A 19,412-nucleotide genomic window follows, 5' to 3' on the forward strand; every position below is an offset into this window, starting at 1 on the left:
AGATGGATGAACTATTTACACAACGAGCGAAAGCTGTGCTGACGATCGCACAGGAAGAAGCAAAGTACTTTAAACATCAATCCGTAGGTTCAGAACACATCTTGCTTGCCTTAGTCATTGAACAAAATGGCATTGCCGGCAAAACGTTACGGGAAATGAATATCACTGAAAATGATATTCGCGAAGAAATCGAGCATTTAACAGGTTATGGAACTGTTCGCCAATATCCAGAGAATGCCTATCTAGCCTATTCCCCACGAGCGAAGCAAACATTTGCGTACGCTGGAGATGAAGCTAAGCGTTTAGGCGCTCTTCAAATCGGCACAGAGCATCTTTTGTTAGGATTGCTTCGGGATGAAGATATTTTAGCCTCAAGAATCATGTTGAACTTAGGGTTGAGTTTGGCTAAAATGCGGCAGTTATTAAAGAAAAAAATGGGTATCAATGACACAAAAAATGCCGGTGGTGCGGGTCGTCGTCGTCCTCAAGGAAAAGCACAAGGAACGCCGACGCTGGACTCACTAGCTCGAGATTTAACAAAATTGGCAAGAGATAAACGCTTAGATCCAGTAGTGGGTCGAGCAAAAGAAGTGAAACGATTGATTCAAATCCTAAGCCGCCGGACCAAAAACAACCCTGTTTTAGTAGGGGAACCGGGGGTTGGTAAAACAGCTATTGCTGAAGGATTGGCACAAAAAATCATTCACGGTGAAGTACCAGAAGATATGCAGAACAAACGCTTAATGATGTTAGATATGGGTGCTTTAGTAGCTGGCACGAAATATCGCGGTGAATTTGAAGATCGAATGAAGAAAATCATCGACGAAATTTACCAAGATGGTCAGATCATTTTATTTATTGATGAGCTGCATACGCTGATTGGTGCTGGTGGTGCGGAAGGCGCTATCGATGCATCAAATATATTAAAACCTGCATTAGCCCGCGGAGAATTACAAACAATTGGTGCTACGACCTTAGATGAATATCAAAAGTATATCGAAAAAGATTCCGCATTGGAAAGACGGTTTGCCCGTGTTCAAGTGGATGAGCCAACTCCAGAAGAAGCAGAAGAAATTTTACGAGGATTACGTCCCCGTTATGAAGAGCACCATGGGGTAGAGATTTCAGATGATGCCCTGCATGCTGCTGTCCAATTGTCGGTACGCTATATCAATTCACGGCAGTTGCCGGACAAAGCCATTGACTTGATGGACGAATCGGCAGCAAAAGTGCGCTTGGATAAAACAGACGAAAGCTCTGAGTTGGCCGATTTGCAAAATGAAATCGCCAATCTGATTGAAGAAAAAGAAGCAGCGATTCGCCAACAAGACTTTGAAGCCGCAGCTCGTTTGCGCATCAAAGAGAAGAAATTGACCCAGCAGTTGACTGAAGTTGCGTTCATGGAAGTCAAAGAAGCTTCTGGCTACGCAGACAGTGTCACTGGCGAAGATGTTGCGGCAGTCGTGTCGCAATGGACGGGCGTTCCTTTACAGCAAATGGAGAAAAAAGAAAGTGAACGGCTTCTCGATCTAGAAAAAATCCTGCATCAGCGAGTCGTTGGTCAAGAAGAAGCTGTGAAAGCAGTCGCACGTTCGATTCGTCGAGCACGTAGTGGTCTAAAAGATCCGAATCGCCCAATCGGTTCATTCATGTTCCTAGGTCCTACGGGTGTCGGAAAAACAGAGCTGGCAAAAGCCTTGGCAGAAGCGATGTTTGGCAGTGAGGATTCACTCGTTCGTGTGGATATGTCTGAGTTTATGGAGAAATACAGTACAAGTCGTTTGATTGGCTCCCCTCCTGGTTATGTTGGTTATGATGAGGGTGGACAATTAACTGAAAAGATTCGTTCAAAACCTTATTCAGTGATTTTACTAGATGAAGTGGAAAAAGCTCATCCAGATGTCTTCAATATTCTCTTACAAGTTCTTGATGATGGTCATTTGACAGATGCCAAAGGGCGGAAAGTCGATTTCCGTAATACAATCCTGATTATGACCTCAAATATCGGCGCACAACAGATCCGTGAAGAAAAGAACGTAGGTTTCAATGTGGTGGATCTTAGCAAAGACCATCAAGCGATGCAAAAACGGATTCTGGAAGAGCTCAAGAAAGCATTCCGTCCTGAGTTCTTGAATCGGGTGGATGAAACAGTTGTCTTCCGTTCATTAGGTGAAGATGAAATTCATGAAATCGTTAAAATCATGAGTAAAGCGATCATCAAACGTCTCAGTGATCAAGACATTCAACTGAAGATCACATCTGCAGCGATTGATGTCATCGGTAAAGCTGGTTTTGATCCAGAATATGGGGCTCGCCCAATTCGTCGAGCATTGCAAAAAGAGGTCGAAGACCGCTTAAGCGAAGCACTATTGTCGGGACAGATCCATTTAGGTGACCGAGTGACGATTGGGGCATCGAAAGGCTCAATTACATTGAATGTAAAAGAAGGCCAAGCTCGTATCCTTCAACAAGTATAAGCTCTTAAAGAAAAATAAAACTATCTAACTAGCAAACGACTGATAGTCAGCAGAATGCAGGCTGAAGCATCGTTTGCTGCTTGGATAGTTTTTTTGTGGGCAAATAGTGTTTGCTGGATTTCGAACAATTGAAATGGAGATAAAAACTCATAAAGTTCACAAATTTAAAATAGTGTTAAAGTTGGTTTACCAGTTCTTATTGCTGAGTATTCCTTTTTTTCGTGAAAAAAGTTCAAAAGGAAGTCTTGGAAAGCCGTGTTGCCTGTGATACTATTAGTGAGTTATAAAGGAGGAATATCATGGTTGAGATTATCGCAACGGTGGAGTCGATCGAACAAGCAAAACAGCTCTTACCTTATGTAGATACTATTTTTTTCGGAGAAGAAACTTTCGGTTTGCGTTTGCCGACATCTTTCTCACGAGAGGAACAAGGCGAATTGATCCGCTTAGCGCAAGCAGAAGGAAAAAAAGCGATGGCGGCAGTCAATGGCATCATGCACCCGCAAAAAATGACGCTAGTTCCAGAATACTTGGCTTTTTTGAAGGCCAACCATGTTGATAAAATTTCTATCGGCGATCCAGGAATCATTTATCGTATGAAAAAGAATCCGGAATTGGCATTGCCGTTTGTATACGATGGAGAGACGCTGGTCACCAGTGCTAGACAAATCAATTTTTGGGGGCAAAAAGGGGCGATTGGTGCAGTCTTAGCAAGAGAAGTCCCCTTTGGAGAAATGACAGTTTTAGCACCACAGCTAACGATTCCTGCGGAAGTGCTTGTCTATGGGGCAACATGCATTCATCAGTCGAAACGTCCATTGCTGCAAAATTATTATAATTATACGCAACAGGAAGATGAAAAATCTCGTGAGCGAGGTTTATTTTTATCAGAACCCAAGAAGGAGGATACCCACTACTCGATTTATGAAGACAGTCATGGCACTCATATTTTCGCCAATAATGACATCAATTTGATGAATGAATTGCAGTCTCTTTTTGAAACGGGGTACCAGACTTGGAAGTTAGACGGTTTATTTACTCCAGGGACAGCGTTTGTCTCGATCGTAGCTTGTTTTGCACAAGCGAAGCAATTGCTTACTGAAGGCACATGGACTGCTGAACAAGCAGCTAGCTTGAGTGAACAAGTACGTCAGCTACATCCAGCTCAACGGGGGTTAGATACCGGTTTTTATGCGATCAATCCAGAGGATATCAAGTAAGGAGCAATGGAAATGACAGTCAAACAAAAATTGAAACGGCCAGAAGTATTGGCACCAGCCGGTACATTAGAAAAATTAAAAACAGCCATTCATTACGGGGCGGATGCTGTTTATATAGGCGGCAACGCCTATGGCTTACGCAGTCGTGCCGGAAACTTTACCTATGAAGAGATGGCTGAAGGGGTTGCATTTGCTAAAGCTCATAATGCTAAAGTATATGTAGCAGCAAATATGGTCACCCATGAAGGCAATCAAGAAGGTGCAGGGGAATTTTTCCGTCAATTGCGGGATGTGGGAATTTCGGCGGTGATCGTGTCTGATCCTGCTTTGATCGAGATCTGTGCGACAGAAGCACCAGGATTGCCGATCCATCTTTCAACGCAAGCTTCCGCGACAAATTATGAAACGCTAGAATTTTGGCGAGAAGAAGGGCTTGAGCGAGTTGTCTTGGCTCGAGAAGTATCCATGGAAGAAGTCGCTGAAATCCGCAAAAATACGAGTGTGGAGATTGAAGCTTTTATTCATGGGGCGATGTGTATCTCTTATTCTGGACGTTGTACATTGTCCAATCATATGTCAATGCGAGACGCCAATCGTGGTGGTTGCTCGCAATCTTGTCGTTGGAAATATGATCTTTTTGATATGCCTTTTGCACAAGAAAGAAAGAGTTTGACAAAGAATGGAACAATCGAAGAAGAATTCTCAATGAGTGCAGTCGACATGTCCATGATCGAACATATTCCTGACTTGATTGAAAACGGCGTCGATAGTTTTAAGATCGAAGGACGGATGAAATCGATCCACTATGTTTCAACTGTTGCGAATGTGTACAAAGCGGCAGTGGACAGTTATATGGAAGATCCAGAGAACTATGTCTGCAAACAAGAGTGGATTGATGAATTATGGAAGGTAGCGCAAAGGGAACTAGCTACCGGATTTTATTACCATACACCGAGTGAAAATGAGCAATTATTTGGTCCTCGGCGTAAAATCCCGCAATACAAGTTTATCGGGGAAGTCATGGCCTATGATGACGCAACAAAGATGGCCACGATCCGGCAGCGGAATTTGTTTTCGGTGGGGGACGAGATCGAGTTTTATGGACCTGGATTCCATCATTTCCATCAAAAGGTGGAAGTCATGTATAATGAAGACGGTGAATCGATCGATCGCGCGCCAAATCCAATGATGCTTCTAACGATGCCCGTCGCTGAACCTGTTCAGGTTGGCGACATGATCCGTAAGAAAAAATAAAAACTGTGACAGAAGTATCCAAGGCTGATAAAGGAAGAATAATGAGATTCGAGGGGTAGCGCACTGTGCTTAAAGCGGGTTTGAATCTCGTAGATGTTATGTTCCTCTCCCTTTATCATTTACTCGGTGCTTCTGTCGCATTTTTTTGTAAGATTTGAAAAATCTTTCGATATACACCAAAATGAAGTTGTTCCTAAGGAGGAGACCAATAATGCAAGAATATGATTACATAGTGATTGGCGGTGGCAGTGGCGGGATTGCTTCTGCTAACCGTGCAGGAATGCACGGAGCCAAAGTTTTATTGATTGAAGGCAATGAGCTGGGGGGGACTTGTGTCAATGTGGGCTGTGTACCCAAAAAAGTGATGTGGCAAGCAAGTGAAATGCTAGAAATGATTAAGCGTGATGCCACGAGCTATGGTATTTATCCACATGTGGATAAATTTGATTTTAAGCAACTTGTGGATAACCGTGAAAAATATATTGATTTTTTACACACAGCATATCAAAAAGGCTTAGATAGCAATAGAGTAGAAGTTATCCACGGTTATGCACAGTTTGTGGATAACCATACTGTGACGGTCGATGGACAAGAATACAGAGCGCCAAAGATCTTAATTGCTACAGGAGGAAAACCTAGTGTCATGTCGATTCCTGGTGGTGAATATGCGATTGATTCCAATGGCTTTTTTGCCTTAGAAGAAGTACCTAAAGAAATGATCGTCTTAGGAGCAGGATACATTGCGGCAGAACTTAGCGGAATGAGTCAGCAATTTGGCAGTCACGTTTCTTGGGCTTATCGTAAAGAACGTCCATTACGGGCGTTTGATCATATGTTAACTGACAATTTAGTAGAAATTTATCGAGAAGCAGGAATGGACCTTTATTCCGGCTATGTAGCTGAAAGGATCGAAGAACGTGATGGACAATATACAGTTTTCTTTGAAAATGGTCACACACTGACGGGGGACTGTGTATTGTTTGCTGGGGGACGAGTGCCCAATACCCAACACCTTGGTTTGGAAAATACAGATGTCTCTCTAGATGAAAAAGGCTTTGTCATTGTTGATAAATACCAAAATACTACTGCTGAATCGATCTTTGCAGTTGGAGATGTGATCGGCAAATTAGAGTTGACGCCAGTAGCGATTGCAGCGGGTCGTCGCTTGTCTGAACGGCTGTTCAATGGTCAAACTGAGGCACATTTAGATTATGATCTGGTGCCGACAGTCATTTTTACGCACCCACCAATTGCAACGATCGGTCTTTCAGAAGAAGCTGCAATCGCAAAATATGGCGAAGAAGAAATCAAAGTATATCGTTCACGCTTTACACCAATGTACTTTGCATTGAATGACTATCGTCAAAAATGTGAAATGAAACTTGTTTGTTTAGGAAAAGAAGAGAAGATCATTGGGCTACACGGTATTGGAATTGGTGTTGACGAAATGCTGCAAGGATTCGCCGTCGCCATCAAAATGGGAGCAACTAAGGCAGATTTCGACAATACCGTTGCAATCCATCCGACTGGAGCAGAAGAGTTCGTTACAATGCGATAAACAGTTAAGAGAAAATGAAGTAAAGAAAAAGAACGATCTCCGATTGATAGAAGACGTGTCGTCTAATCAATCGGAGATCGTTCTTTTTTGTCTGAAAGACAGCTAGTTGAAAGCAGCTACCTATAAATCACTTATCAAACTATTGTTTATAGAAAAACCACTTAATTTGTGCGAGCTAGGATTTGGCTTGTGATCTGATACAAATAGTCTTTGGTATTGTTGCCAGGATCAGGTAATTTCTTGATTCCTTGCAGGGCTTTTTTTGTATAACGAGCAGCTAATTGATGTGCTTCTTCAACGCTATGGCTGTCGTGAACGATTTGGTAGACTTGCTGCGCTTCCTGATCGGTCATCTCGGCTTTTTTCTCCAGTAATGGTGTTAGCACAGCCCGCTCTTTCTTCAGTGCCAACAACAACGGCAGTGAGTAGACCCCCTGCTTGACATCTTCAAGGACAGGCTTACCTAAGGCACTTTCGCTTTGGCTGTAATCAAGGATATCGTCCATGATTTGAAATGCTAACCCGATGGATTGACCAATCGTTTTTGCCTGATTGGCTAAACGTAGAGAAGTCCCACTTTCATAAGCACCGATAAAGCAGCTTAGAGCAAACAGTTCAGCTGTTTTACCGGAAATGTTTTCCAGATAGTCCTCAATCGTCATATTCAGGTCGTAGCGTTTGCTCATTTGTCCTAATTCTCCAGCTAAAATTGTTTCCATGCTGCGAGAATTGATTTGCAGACTTTTGAGAGAACCAGCGTAGTCCGCCATTAGTTTAAAACAGCATACAAAGAGATAATCACCCGCGTAAACGGCGACATCATTACCGAATTGTGCACGGATAGTAGGCAAGCTTCGCCGAGTATCGGCTTGATCAACGATATCATCATGAATCAGTGAAGCAGTATGGAGCATTTCGATCGCTGCGGATAGTGCTACTGCTTTTTGAGAATCTTTCTCTTCTCCGAATTCAGAGAACAACAACTGATAGGCCGGGCGGAGCATCTTGCCGCCAGAATGGATCATCGCTAATATCGCTTGTTCTACTGCTTTATTTTTTAGTTTCAAGGATTGTTCCATTAATTGCAGCGATTCAGATAAATCGTTTTGCAACGCAGGATATGCTTGCCACATTGGATGAAGTTTCATAAATGACTCCTTTATTTTGAATCAGAACGCCACTTGACATTGGTTTGCCGTTCATAATCAAGCTGAAATCGCCGTAATGTGTCCACTCTTTGCAAAAGATAGTTGGCGGCGATGCCGATGGCGATTCCTGATAGAATACCGAAAAATGCGAGAACGGGTAGGTAAAGCATGACACTCCAGGATTGAGCAATCCAAGAAGCTGTGACCAATTGGCCAACATTGTGTAAAAAACCACCAGCAGCACTGATTCCGATAATGCTGACGCGCTTAGGCCCTAGTTGTTTCACTAACAACATACCGAAATAGCTCAAAAGTGAACCACTCATACTATATAAGAATGTTGAAACAGTTCCGCCTAAGAGTGTAGTTAAGATCAAGCGTAGCCATATCAGCAAAAAACTGTCTCGCTTAGGCATAGTGAACAAAGCAATGATCGTGATCAGATTGGCTAAACCTAATTTAGCTCCGGGAGCAAAGGCAAAAGGATACGGAATCATATTTTCAATCAAACCGATAACGACTCCTTGAGCAACTAATAATGAGATGAAGATGATTTTCTGTAAACGACTCATAGTATCACGATCAGTAGATTAGATCGTCTGTCTCACTCCCATCTGTTGCACGAACTTCGATCACTAATTTATGTGGCAAACATACGATCGTTTCGCCATTTTTTGAGGCCCAGCCGCGGCGGACGCAAATTTGATCGCCACAGTCAGCTTCTTTGATGCGGATGCGGTCACCAGCGATTTCAATGAGATTGTAATCACCATCTGGATCTTCGTATCGATACGTGTAGCTATCTTGTCCTTCGATCAAATCAAACTCTTTGATCTCCTTGCCATCAACTCGCAAAACAGCTTGTTTGGCGGCAGTAGGGGTACTTTGTGATTGCCCAAAAATCAAAATTGGTAAAAACGAGCTAAGTATCAGTACCAGAATGATGACCCCGTCCCAAGGCTTCAGGTGGGCACGACGGATAAATTCTTTTACTTTCATCAGAAAGACTCCTTTGAAGTTCTGTGTCTCATTCTAGCATAATCCGCTGGTTTTCTACTACTTTTAAGAGAAGGTTTTTCTAGTAGATAAAAAAGTGCTTAACTTGGAAAGAGACTGAGACATTGATCAAAGGATCAGGCTGCCTCAGTCTCGTTTAAAAAGCGATTATTTTTTACCGTATAAGGAACGCGGTGTACCGTACCACCATTTACCAAGTGTACGTTGTAACCATGGGATCACCCAACGATCCAAACCAACGGCACGGCCAGAACCGTTCATTAATGCAAAGGCTACTGGGATGAACCAAATGTTAACCCAATAGAACATACCTGACATACAGAATGTCAAGACTAAAACGATTGTCGTTGCATTCACTAACCAAGTAAACAAACCAGCCATCAATGCTAAAGCTAAAGCAATTTCAAAGAAGACCATGAATTTTTGGAAGAACATTGCTACATCGTTGTTAGGCATAATAAATTGCATCACTTTTGTAAACCAATCTGGTGATTTTTCGATCACGACCATTGGTTGTTCGCCGTAGGCATAACTTAAACCAAAGTGAGCTGCTTGAGTTGCTGCTGCGCCGGCAGCATCGCCTGCACCGCTTGCCGCACTGGCAGCGTCAGCTGCTTCACTCGCGCCACTTGCTGCATCAGCAACAGTTTGATATTCCCAAGTCCAAGGGAATACGCTGTTTCCTTGGAACCAAGAACCTTCGCCAAACCATGTTCCTGGCTTAAAGACTTCACCATTCGTACCTAGAATTTTCTTGAAGGCTTCAACGAACCATACCAGACCGTAGAAGATTCGCAGTGGAACACTCCAAAGAACGTTTCCGTAACGTGAAGTATGACCACGAGCCACTGTCCGATCATCTTTGATATGGAAGATTTCATGCATCAAGTATTGGAACATGTAGTAGCCAGAACGAATGTCAAAGAAGTATTTCAAGTTGACGATATGTTTCATAATGATTGCTAAGAAACCGCTAAGGTGAATCTTATTGAATAAGTTGGCTACACCCCATTTAGCGCCAATCGATACCATGAATCCTTGGTAATTTCCTTTAAATTTGTGTTTTTCGCCACCTTTGATCGCTGCGACGATATTTGATGCAGCTGTATGACCAGTTTGTTCAGCGGCTTGAACGATTTGTGGTGTTGGCGTATTTGGAAATTCTTCATAGAAGACCAAGTCACCAATGATATAGATATTTTTGTCTTCGTAGCCTTTTGCTTCCATATATTCGTTAGCAACAAGACGGAAACCACGAGCCGTTTCTAGACCAAAGTCTGCAGCATCGCTCGTTCCTTTCACACCAGCTGTCCAAATCAGTGTATAAGTTGGGATCGTTGAACCATCTTTTAATTTGATGTGATCTTCAGCCACTTCAACGATTGGTGCGTTCAGAACTAATTCGACATTTTTTTGTTTCAAGTAGCGTTCTGCTTTGGCAGCATCGTTACGATCCAACATGTTAAGGATCGTAGGCATTGCTTCGACCACTTTCAAAGTGATTTCGCTTGGATCCAATTTGTAGTCTTCAGCCAAACGCTCTTTCCAGTCGATCAGTTCACCGATCATTTCAATACCGGTAAAGCCAGAACCGCAGACAACGAAAGTCAACATTGCTTTACGAAGTGCTGCATCAGGCTCGATTGCTGCTTTAGCAACAGTTTTTTCGATGTGTTCACGAATGCGAACAGAATCTTCAAATGACCATAGAGTAAATCCGTGTTCTTTCACTCCTGGAGTGCCGAAGTCATTTGGTTCGCCACCCATACCTAAGATCAAGTAATCAAAGGAATAGCTGCCTTGTTTTGTTTGTACGACTTTCTTCTCTTTATCGATAGCAGTTACCGTGTCGGTTACTAAGCGAACATTTTTCTTACGTGAAAACAAACGTTGCAAGTCATATTGGATTGCGGTCGGCTCGACACGTCCCCCGGCAACCTCGTGCAGTTCGGTCATCATGGTGTGATAAGAGTGACGATCGATCAATGTTATCTCTACATCATTGTCTTTTTTCAATTTTTTTGCCATGTACTTGGTTGCTGAAACACCGGCATACCCTGCACCGACAACGACAATGCTTTTCTTTGCCATTGCAAATCTCTCCTTAAAAAAAATAATCTATGATAATAAATACACAATCGTTCCTATTATATATAGAAATCCTTCGTTTGTCTAACTTTTCTGATAGGAAAATACGATATTTCATGAAATTCGTGAAAATTTGCGAAAATCAAAAAAAGTTCAAAAATATTCACAAAAGCCATAGGGAAGCGGTTGACATATTTCTAATTTACTTTAAAATGTTAGATGAATCACAAACTTTTTTTGTGGGAAAATAATTAGTAAAAGGTGGAGCATTATGAAAGCAAAGAAATTAATGGTAGGTATGGCGGTATTTTCATTCTCAGCGTTAGTATTAGCAGGTTGTGGATCTGACAACAACACGTCAGCTTCTTCGTCAACAAAAGAAAGTACTTCACAAGTCGCTAGCAGCGAATCAGCAACAGCAACTTCTGAATCAGAAGCAAAAGTAGTCGCAGGAGCACCATTGCAAGATGGCACATATAAATTGGAAGAAAAAAATTATTCAAATGATTACCGCGTAGTTTTTGAAATCACTGTTAAAGATGGCAAAATCACTGAATCTAAATATGACAACATCAATGCAGACGGCGAATCAAAAACAAAAAATGCGGAATACAACGAAAACATGAAAGCCAAAGCAGGAATCAGTCCAGAAGAATTTATTCCAAAATTCAATGAAGAATTGGTTGCGGCACAAAGCCCTTCAGCAATTGAAGTTGTTTCTGGTGCGACACACTCATTCGATTCATTCCAAAACTATGCACAACAATTGATCCAAGCTGCTCAAGCAGGCAACACAGATACAATCGAGATCGACAACGGTGCAGACTTGAAAGATGGTACGTATAGCTTAGAAGAAAAGAACTATTCAAATGGCTACCGTGTAGCATTCTCAATCACTGTCAAAGACGGCAAAGTGTCTGAATCTAACTATGATTATGTTAACGAAGATGGCAAATCTAAAAAAGATGATGCGGAATACAACGAAAACATGAAAGCAAAATCTGGTACAAACCCAGAAGAATTCATTCCAAACTTCAACGAAGCATTCGTGACGGCAGTAAATGCTGAAGATGGTTCAGTTGCTGATATGGATGTTGTTTCTGGTGCGACACACAGCTTCCACAGCTTCGTGATCTATGCACAACAATTGTTGAACGCAGCAGAAAAAGGGGACGAAACACCTATCCAAGTGGATAACATCGTCACTGAATAATTCATAAATGAACAAGCGGTATTCTGATGTAGAGTACCGCTTTTTTTATGTTCAAAAGCGCTAAATAACCTACCAATAATAAAAAAAATCTAGTAGAAAACCTTCCTATGTGGACTCCCTCTGTCTAACAAAGAAACAAAAGAGATTAAAGAATCGCAAAAGAAACTAAGATTCTGGCGCCAACCCTTTTCATTTTAGAAAAAAAAAGCTATTATAATAAAATTGAATACAACAGAAAAGAGGAAGACCATGAAAAAGAAATTACCGTTTTTTGCATTGATTGTTTTTTTTATCACAATATTATCCGCTTGCGGCAGTGAAAAAGAAACTGTTCAATTGAGAGACGAACCATATTTTCAAGAAGAATTTTTATTAGGCACGTATACACGCATCAGAATTTACGATGAAGGCAAAGAGTCTGCGATGAAACCAGCGTTTGCCCGCATCAAAGAACTGGGAGACAAGATTACGATCAACCAAGCGGGATCAGAAGTTGACGAGATCAATGCCCAAGCTGGAATCAAACCAGTCAAAGTTTCTGATGATATTTATTTTCTATTGAAGGATGCCTATGACTATAGCAAAAAATCTGATGGTGGGTTCAATATGGCTATCGGTGCAATCACTCAATTGTGGCGGATTGGCTTTGATGATGCTCGCAAACCGGAACAATCGGAAATTGATGAAGCACTAAAACATATCGATTATCGGAAAGTTGAGTTCAATGATGATGAGAAGACCGTCTATTTAAAAGACAAAGATATGATCATTGACTTAGGAGCGATCGCTAAAGGATATATCACGGATGAAGTAGTCAAAGTATTGAAGGAGCAAGGGGTTACCTCGGCAATTGTTGACTTAGGCGGCAATGTCTATGTGTTAGGACATAGCAATCGTGGTGAAGACGAACCTTGGAATGTGGGAATCCAAGATCCCAACGAAGCCCGCGGTTCCATTATTGGCAGTATCAAAGAAACCAATAAAACGGTGGTCACTTCAGGAATCTATGAACGCTATTTGAAAGTCGACGGCAAAACCTATCACCATATCTTTGATTCAGAAACAGGGTATCCGTATGACAATGACATTGCCAGTGTATCTGTGATTACAGATAAGTCGATCGATGGCGATGGTTTGACGACGGTGGTTTTTGATAAAGGAATCAAAGCTGGTTTAGAATATATCGAACAGCACACCGACAAAGGAACAGATGCGATCTTCATCACGAAAGAAGGGATCGTCTATGTTACGGATGGAATTAAAGATACCTTTAAGCTGTCTGAAGAATCAGGTTACACGATGGGCGATCGTGCCGATTTAAAATAAGAGGAGGGATCTTGTGTCTCTTGCAGTATTTTTAGAAGTTGTTGAGATTCGGACTAAGGTTGCCAGTATTTTTCCGTTTATTATGGGGATCTTGTTTTCTCTCGTATACTTCCATGAATTCCATCCATTGAACACCGTTATATTTTTTGTAGGGATGATCTTGTTTGATTTAACGACAACATCGATCAATAACTACATGGATTTCAAAAAAGCAAAGTCTAAGGTTTATAAGTATGAACAAAATGTGATCGGTCGGGAAAAGATTCCCGAAACCCTTGTACGGAACATGATTTTTGGCATGTTGGCGCTGACGTTGTTGATCGGTCTTTATCTGACTTGGATGACAGGCTGGCTTTTATTGCTGATGGGATTAGTCGTATGCTTTATCGGGGTGTTTTATACTTTTGGGCCGGTTCCCTTATCTCGGATGCCTTTGGGGGAAGTCTTTAGTGGAGTGACGATGGGATTAGGTATTTTTGCCATCACCATCTATCTGAACACTGTCACACAAAAAGTTTTTTATTTAGACATTGATTTTGCCGCCGGAACCTTCGGATTAGTGGGTCATCTGTGGGCGGTATGTGCCATTGTATTAGCATCCTTGCCCCTTGTATTTACGATTGCTAATATTATGTTGGCAAATAACTTGCGTGATTTGGAAACAGATATTGAGAACCACCGGTACACATTGGTTTATTACATTGGTCGGACCAACGGGATTCATCTTTTCCAAGGATTGATGCTGGCATCTTACGGTGCGATTTTGATCGGATTTTTGTTTGGTCTTTATCAGTGGCCGATCTTGCTCGTCTTTCTAACCTTACCGAAGATTCGCCAAAACTTGAAAGAGCATCAAGCAAGTTTGCCGCACCCAAGAAGCTTTGGTTATTCAATCAAAAACATGATTTTATTTAACAGTAGCTATGCTATAGGCCTGATTTTATGCCTAATCTGGCAAATGCTCGTTCACTAAATAGCAAGAAAAAGACCCGTCAGACAAAGAATGGCTGTATCGTAAAAGCAGTCTTTCTTGATCTGACGGGTCTTTGTTTGGTTTTTTGAAAAAAATGCTGCTAAGAATATTTCTCCAGACTGATTTCACCAGAAGAAAGGACTTTGACATCATCTGTTGTCCGAACCACTAATTCACCAGTAGCAGTGATGGACTCTGCGACTCCTTCATAGCGGATGCCTTGTTGTGTGAAGCAAACGGTTTTGCCAAGAACAAATGATTTCTGACGATATATAGTGAGATAATCATCAGCCGGTAATTGATCCAACAAGTCAAAGAAGCGTGTCCATACTGCTGTGATCAAGCGCGCACGGTTGACAGGAGCTTCCCCGCTTGGAAAGAGAGAGGTTGCCTTTTGCTGGATATCTTCTGGGAAAGCTGCCTGAGGGATCGCAAAGTTGATGCCTATGCCGATGACGATCGAAGCGATACGGCCACTTTCAAAGTCACTAGTGGCTTCAGATAAAATACCGCAGACTTTTTTTCCTTCTAAGTAAATATCGTTGACCCACTTGATTTGTGTTTCTTTGCCGGTCAACTCATCGATTGCTTGTGCCACAGCTACCGCTGCCAATAATGTGTATTGAGGCAACTCGCTGAAGGTATGGTTTGGCTTCAGCAATAAGCTCATATAGATTCCTTTTCCTTTGGGTGAAAAGAAAGGACGATTGAATCGACCATGCCCACCTACCTGTGTTTCTGATAAAAATAGAGCCGGAGTCGAAAGTTCAGATAAAGCAGCTAGCTTTGCTTCTTTCATCGTGGTCTCAACTTGGTCAGCAATCTGGATCGTTGCTACCATCGGCAGTGCTTCCTGTAATGCGCGTTGTTCGTAACGATCTGCTGATAAATAACGATAGCCGTTAGCTGAATGTTCAAAGTGGTAGCCTTTTTTCTCTAATTCTTTAATCGCTTTCCAGACGGCAGTCCGTGATATGTCCAATTTTTGGGCAATTTTTTCTCCGGATAAAACGGAGGTTTCTTGTTGCAACAATGCCAAAATCTTTTCTCTAGTTGTCATAGTTGCTCCTTTCAAAATGTTTCACGTGTAACGCTCATGCTTTTTTTGCTAGCATAGCAAGAAAACAAGAAAATGCAAAGAAATTTCTCGTCATTTTTTCTAATTTTAGAGAATCCTTTCTTAAAGAAAACTTAGAATTTGCATGCATCGGAAAAGCGTTGCAACTTTCAATGAAAGCTTGACATGAATGTGCTTCATCTGTATAATAAGGAGTTGCAAAAACTATCTGAAAGAAAAAAGCAGAAACGAAATATTGTCCGTTTCGGCTTGGGAATAAGGAAACAAAAGTAGAAAATGCCCAATGCATCCGTTCTATTTTTGGTTTTTTTTTGCCTAAAAGCCGCAAAAAATGCTTTCTGTAATCTATATTTAATATTTGTTACAGTTTTGTAAATAATCGGATAGCCTTTTTGAAAGACTTTATGAAGAGGTGAAGAGCTTGGCTGGACACGTAGTAAAATACGGAAAGCACCGCGAACGTAGAAGTTTCGCACGGATCAGTGAAGTATTAGAATTACCGAATTTGATTGAAATTCAAACCGACTCTTACCAATGGTTCTTAGATGAGGGCCTAAGAGAAATGTTTGAAGATATTTTGCCAATCGAAGGATTTAACGGCAATTTGTCCCTAGAATTTGTAGACTATGAATTGAAAGAACCTAAGTATACGGTGGAAGAAGCTCGTGCGCATGATGCCAACTATTCGGCACCTTTGCATGTCACATTGCGTTTAACAAACCGTGAAACTGGCGAAATCAAGTCACAAGAAGTCTTCTTTGGCGATTTTCCATTAATGACGGAACAAGGTACGTTTATCATCAATGGGGCAGAACGGGTCATCGTTTCTCAGTTAGTCCGTTCACCAGGTGTTTATTTCCATGGAAAAGTCGATAAGAACGGAAAAGAAGGATTCGGCTCAACTGTGATCCCTAACCGCGGTGCGTGGTTAGAAATGGAGACAGATGCGAAAGACATCTCTTATGTACGTATTGACCGTACTCGGAAAATTCCTTTGACTGTGTTAGTGCGTGCCTTAGGGTTTGGTTCAGATGACACGATCTTTGAAATTTTTGGAGACAGTGATTCATTACGCAACACGATCGAAAAAGACTTGCACAAAAATGCAAGCGACTCTCGGACAGAAGAAGGACTGAAAGATGTTTACGAACGTCTGCGTCCAGGCGAACCCAAAACGGCTGACAGCTCACGCAGCTTGCTGAATGCTCGCTTCTTCGATCCAAAACGCTACGACTTAGCAAATGTTGGTCGTTACAAAGTAAACAAAAAATTAGACTTGAAAACACGTCTATTGAATTTGACATTAGCAGAAACATTGGTTGATCCTGAAACTGGCGAGATCATCGTCGAAAAAGGAACTGTGTTGACTCACCAAGTGATGGAAACATTAGGTGCCTTTATCGATAATGGTTTAAATAGTGTTACTTACTACCCATCAGAAGACGGTGTTGTTACAGAACCAATGACTGTTCAAGTCATCAAAGTCTTTTCACCAAAAGATCCAGAACAAGAAGTGAATGTCATCGGTAATGGCTATCCAGATACGACTGTTCGCACAGTACGTCCAGCGGATATCATTGCTTCTATGAGCTACTTCTTCAATTTGATGGAAGGTATCGGCAATGTTGATGATATCGACCACTTAGGAAACCGTCGTATTCGTTCAGTTGGGGAACTATTGCAAAATCAATTCCGTATCGGACTTGCTCGGATGGAACGTGTCGTTCGTGAACGGATGTCAATCCAAGACACAGAAACATTGACACCGCAACAATTGATCAATATTCGTCCCGTTGTAGCAAGTATCAAAGAATTCTTTGGTTCTTCTCAGTTGTCACAGTTCATGGACCAAACCAACCCATTGGGTGAGTTGACCCATAAACGTCGTTTATCAGCCTTAGGACCTGGTGGTTTGACGCGTGACCGTGCTGGATATGAAGTACGGGACGTTCACTATTCCCACTATGGCCGGATGTGTCCGATCGAAACGCCTGAAGGACCGAACATCGGGTTGATCAATAGCTTGGCGTCTTATGCCAAAGTCAATAAATATGGCTTTATCGAAACCCCTTATCGTCGTGTTGATCGGGAGACTGGCCGTGTGACAGATCAAATCGACTATCTGACTGCAGATATCGAAGACCATTACGTCGTTGCCCAAGCAAACAGCTTGCTGAATGAAGACGGTACATTCGTGAATGACGTTGTTATGGCTCGTGCGACTTCTGAAAACTTAGAAGTGTCGATCGACAAAGTGGACTACATGGACGTTTCACCTAAACAAGTAGTCGCAGTCGCAACAGCTTGTATCCCATTCTTGGAAAACGATGACTCCAACCGTGCCTTGATGGGTGCCAACATGCAGCGGCAAGCAGTTCCATTGATCAACCCTAAATCACCATGGGTTGGTACTGGTATGGAATACAAATCAGCCCATGACTCAGGTGCTGCATTATTGTGTAAACAAGATGGAATCGTCGAATATGTGGATGCTGCTGAAATTCGCGTTCGTCGCGACAATGGCGCATTAGATGTTTATTCGGTAACGAAATTCCGTCGTTCTAACTCAGGAACAAGTTACAACCAACGCCCACTTGTAGCCCTTGGCGAAAAAGTAGAAAAAGGCGACATCCTTGCAGATGGCCCATCCATGGAAAATGGTGAAATGGCATTAGGACAAAACGTTCTAGTCGCATTCATGACTTGGGAAGGGTACAACTATGAAGATGCCATCATCATGAGCCGCCGTTTGGTGAAAGATGATGTCTACACTTCTGTGCATATTGAAGAATATGAATCAGAAGCTCGTGATACAAAATTAGGACCTGAAGAAATCACTCGTGAAATCCCGAATGTCGGGGAAGACGCATTGAAAGATCTAGACGAAATGGGTATCATCCGCATTGGTGCGGAAGTCAAAGATGGCGATCTGTTGGTTGGTAAAGTAACGCCTAAAGGGGTAACGGAACTATCTGCAGAAGAACGCTTGCTTCATGCAATCTTTGGTGAAAAAGCCCGCGAAGTCCGCGATACTTCTCTGCGCGTACCTCACGGTGGTGGCGGAATCGTCCATGATGTGAAAATCTTTACCCGCGAAGCTGGCGATGAATTGTCACCAGGTGTCAATATGCTCGTTCGCGTGTATATCGTTCAAAAACGGAAAATCCATGAAGGGGATAAAATGGCCGGCCGTCACGGAAATAAAGGGGTCGTTTCTCGCATTATGCCAGAAGAAGACATGCCTTTCTTACCAGACGGTACACCAGTTGATATCATGTTGAACCCATTAGGGGTGCCTTCACGGATGAACATTGGACAAGTATTGGAATTACACTTAGGAATGGCTGCCCGCCAATTAGGAATCCACGTGGCTACACCAGTCTTTGATGGTGCCAGCGATGAAGATGTCTGGGCAACAGTTGCAGAAGCCGGCATGGCTAGCGACGCCAAAACCGTTTTGTATGATGGCCGTACTGGAGAACCATTTGATGGTCGAATCTCCGTAGGTGTCATGTATATGATCAAATTGGCCCACATGGTCGATGATAAATTACATGCCCGCTCAATTGGACCATACTCATTGGTTACGCAACAACCATTGGGTGGTAAAGCACAATTTGGTGGACAACGTTTCGGGGAAATGGAAGTTTGGGCACTGGAAGCATACGGTGCTGCTTATACCTTGCAAGAGATCTTGACGTACAAATCAGATGACGTTGTTGGTCGTGTGAAGACATACGAAGCGATCGTTAAAGGGGAACCAATTCCAAAACCAGGCGTACCAGAATCATTCCGCGTATTAGTCAAAGAATTGCAATCACTTGGTTTAGACATGCGTGTCTTAGACATTGATGATGCAGAAATTGAATTGCGTGATATGGATGATGACGATGATGACTTGATCACCGTGGACGCCTTAACAAAATTTGCCGAACAACAAAATGCTCGTGAAATTGAGCAACAAGTACAAACAGAAGCTAAAAATGCCGCCGATGATTTGAACCAACAAATCGAGACAGCAGAAGATCGCTTGCAATAATAGAAACGAGGGACACCCGTC

Annotated in this window: 13 protein-coding genes; 8 read left to right on the forward strand and 5 right to left on the reverse strand. The window is 42.2% G+C overall.

Annotated elements, in window-relative coordinates:
- Positions 1-2 precede the first annotated feature (2 nt).
- The 4 genes from EG2_RS12610 (at position 3) to gor (ending at position 6,509) form a co-directional block, all read left to right on the forward strand.
- The gene (locus tag EG2_RS12610) at positions 3-2,477 is read left to right on the forward strand and encodes an ATP-dependent Clp protease ATP-binding subunit (protein ID WP_060815023.1); all 2,475 of its coding nucleotides are present in this window, start codon (positions 3-5) and stop codon (positions 2,475-2,477) included.
- A 299-nt stretch (positions 2,478-2,776) separates the two neighbouring features.
- Entirely contained in the window at positions 2,777-3,697 is a 921-nt protein-coding gene (locus EG2_RS12615; RefSeq protein ID WP_060815024.1) for a peptidase U32 family protein, read from the forward strand.
- Positions 3,698-3,709: 12 nt separating this feature from the next.
- A complete protein-coding gene (locus EG2_RS12620) occupies positions 3,710-4,951 on the forward strand; it encodes a peptidase U32 family protein (RefSeq protein WP_005469760.1) in 1,242 nt (413 codons plus the stop codon).
- Positions 4,952-5,162: 211 nt separating this feature from the next.
- Entirely contained in the window at positions 5,163-6,509 is a 1,347-nt protein-coding gene (gor, locus tag EG2_RS12625) for a glutathione-disulfide reductase (RefSeq protein ID WP_060815025.1), read from the forward strand.
- A 161-nt stretch (positions 6,510-6,670) separates the two neighbouring features.
- On the opposite strand, the gene EG2_RS12630 is transcribed toward gor, so the two are convergent.
- The 4 genes from EG2_RS12630 to EG2_RS12645 all read right to left on the reverse strand — a co-directional run bounded on the left by EG2_RS12630 (position 6,671) and on the right by EG2_RS12645 (position 10,765).
- On the reverse strand, positions 6,671-7,657 hold the full coding sequence (locus EG2_RS12630; RefSeq protein WP_060815026.1) for a polyprenyl synthetase family protein: 987 nt from the start codon (positions 7,655-7,657) through the stop codon (positions 6,671-6,673).
- Between the two features lie 11 nt (positions 7,658-7,668).
- Positions 7,669-8,229, reverse strand: a complete 561-nt coding sequence (locus tag EG2_RS12635; RefSeq protein ID WP_003128859.1) for a Gx transporter family protein — start codon at positions 8,227-8,229, stop codon at positions 7,669-7,671.
- A gap of 10 nt (positions 8,230-8,239) precedes the next feature.
- Complete coding sequence (locus EG2_RS12640; RefSeq protein ID WP_003128860.1) at positions 8,240-8,656, reverse strand: NusG domain II-containing protein; 417 nt, start codon at positions 8,654-8,656, stop codon at positions 8,240-8,242.
- A 165-nt stretch (positions 8,657-8,821) separates the two neighbouring features.
- Positions 8,822-10,765 (reverse strand): NAD(P)/FAD-dependent oxidoreductase, encoded by a 1,944-nt coding sequence (locus EG2_RS12645; RefSeq protein WP_005469767.1) that lies wholly within the window; start codon positions 10,763-10,765, stop codon positions 8,822-8,824.
- A gap of 268 nt (positions 10,766-11,033) precedes the next feature.
- On the opposite strand from EG2_RS12645, the gene pplA reads away from it, so the two are divergent.
- The 3 genes from pplA (at position 11,034) to menA (ending at position 14,274) form a co-directional block, all read left to right on the forward strand.
- Positions 11,034-11,975, forward strand: coding sequence for an extracellular electron transfer flavoprotein PplA (gene pplA, locus EG2_RS12650; RefSeq protein ID WP_003128866.1), 942 nt, complete (start codon positions 11,034-11,036; stop codon positions 11,973-11,975).
- 249 nt (positions 11,976-12,224) lie between these two features.
- On the forward strand, positions 12,225-13,301 hold the full coding sequence (locus EG2_RS12655) for an FAD:protein FMN transferase (RefSeq protein WP_060815027.1): 1,077 nt from the start codon (positions 12,225-12,227) through the stop codon (positions 13,299-13,301).
- A 13-nt stretch (positions 13,302-13,314) separates the two neighbouring features.
- A complete protein-coding gene (menA, locus tag EG2_RS12660; protein ID WP_060815028.1) occupies positions 13,315-14,274 on the forward strand; it encodes a 1,4-dihydroxy-2-naphthoate polyprenyltransferase in 960 nt (319 codons plus the stop codon).
- Positions 14,275-14,374: 100 nt separating this feature from the next.
- Here menA and EG2_RS12665 read toward each other — a convergent pair whose 3' ends face one another.
- Positions 14,375-15,334 carry a biotin--[acetyl-CoA-carboxylase] ligase gene (locus EG2_RS12665; protein ID WP_060815029.1) on the reverse strand — a complete coding sequence of 320 codons (960 nt, stop codon included), beginning with the start codon at positions 15,332-15,334 and terminating at the stop codon, positions 14,375-14,377.
- 439 nt (positions 15,335-15,773) lie between these two features.
- Here EG2_RS12665 and rpoB point away from each other — a divergent pair, with 439 nt between their 5' ends.
- Complete coding sequence (rpoB, locus tag EG2_RS12675; RefSeq protein ID WP_060815030.1) at positions 15,774-19,391, forward strand: DNA-directed RNA polymerase subunit beta; 3,618 nt, start codon at positions 15,774-15,776, stop codon at positions 19,389-19,391.
- Positions 19,392-19,412: the final 21 nt, after the last annotated feature.

It is taken from the genome of Enterococcus gallinarum NBRC 100675 (assembly GCF_001544275.1).
GTDB classification, from domain to species: Bacteria; Bacillota; Bacilli; order Lactobacillales; family Enterococcaceae; genus Enterococcus_D; species Enterococcus_D gallinarum.

What these genes read in the sequence shown, in the direction of transcription:
- EG2_RS12640 (WP_003128860.1), bottom strand. Translation starts at nt 8,656, where the DNA reads ATGAAAGTAAAAGAATTTATCCGTCGTGCCCACCTGAAGCCTTGGGAC.
- gor (WP_060815025.1), top strand. Translation starts at nt 5,163, where the DNA reads ATGCAAGAATATGATTACATAGTGATTGGCGGTGGCAGTGGCGGGATT.
- EG2_RS12645 (WP_005469767.1), bottom strand. Translation starts at nt 10,765, where the DNA reads ATGGCAAAGAAAAGCATTGTCGTTGTCGGTGCAGGGTATGCCGGTGTT.
- pplA (WP_003128866.1), top strand. Translation starts at nt 11,034, where the DNA reads ATGAAAGCAAAGAAATTAATGGTAGGTATGGCGGTATTTTCATTCTCA.
- EG2_RS12655 (WP_060815027.1), top strand. Translation starts at nt 12,225, where the DNA reads ATGAAAAAGAAATTACCGTTTTTTGCATTGATTGTTTTTTTTATCACA.
- EG2_RS12620 (WP_005469760.1), top strand. Translation starts at nt 3,710, where the DNA reads ATGACAGTCAAACAAAAATTGAAACGGCCAGAAGTATTGGCACCAGCC.
- EG2_RS12665 (WP_060815029.1), bottom strand. Translation starts at nt 15,334, where the DNA reads ATGACAACTAGAGAAAAGATTTTGGCATTGTTGCAACAAGAAACCTCC.
- EG2_RS12635 (WP_003128859.1), bottom strand. Translation starts at nt 8,229, where the DNA reads ATGAGTCGTTTACAGAAAATCATCTTCATCTCATTATTAGTTGCTCAA.
- EG2_RS12615 (WP_060815024.1), top strand. Translation starts at nt 2,777, where the DNA reads ATGGTTGAGATTATCGCAACGGTGGAGTCGATCGAACAAGCAAAACAG.
- EG2_RS12610 (WP_060815023.1), top strand. Translation starts at nt 3, where the DNA reads ATGGATGAACTATTTACACAACGAGCGAAAGCTGTGCTGACGATCGCA.
- EG2_RS12630 (WP_060815026.1), bottom strand. Translation starts at nt 7,657, where the DNA reads ATGAAACTTCATCCAATGTGGCAAGCATATCCTGCGTTGCAAAACGAT.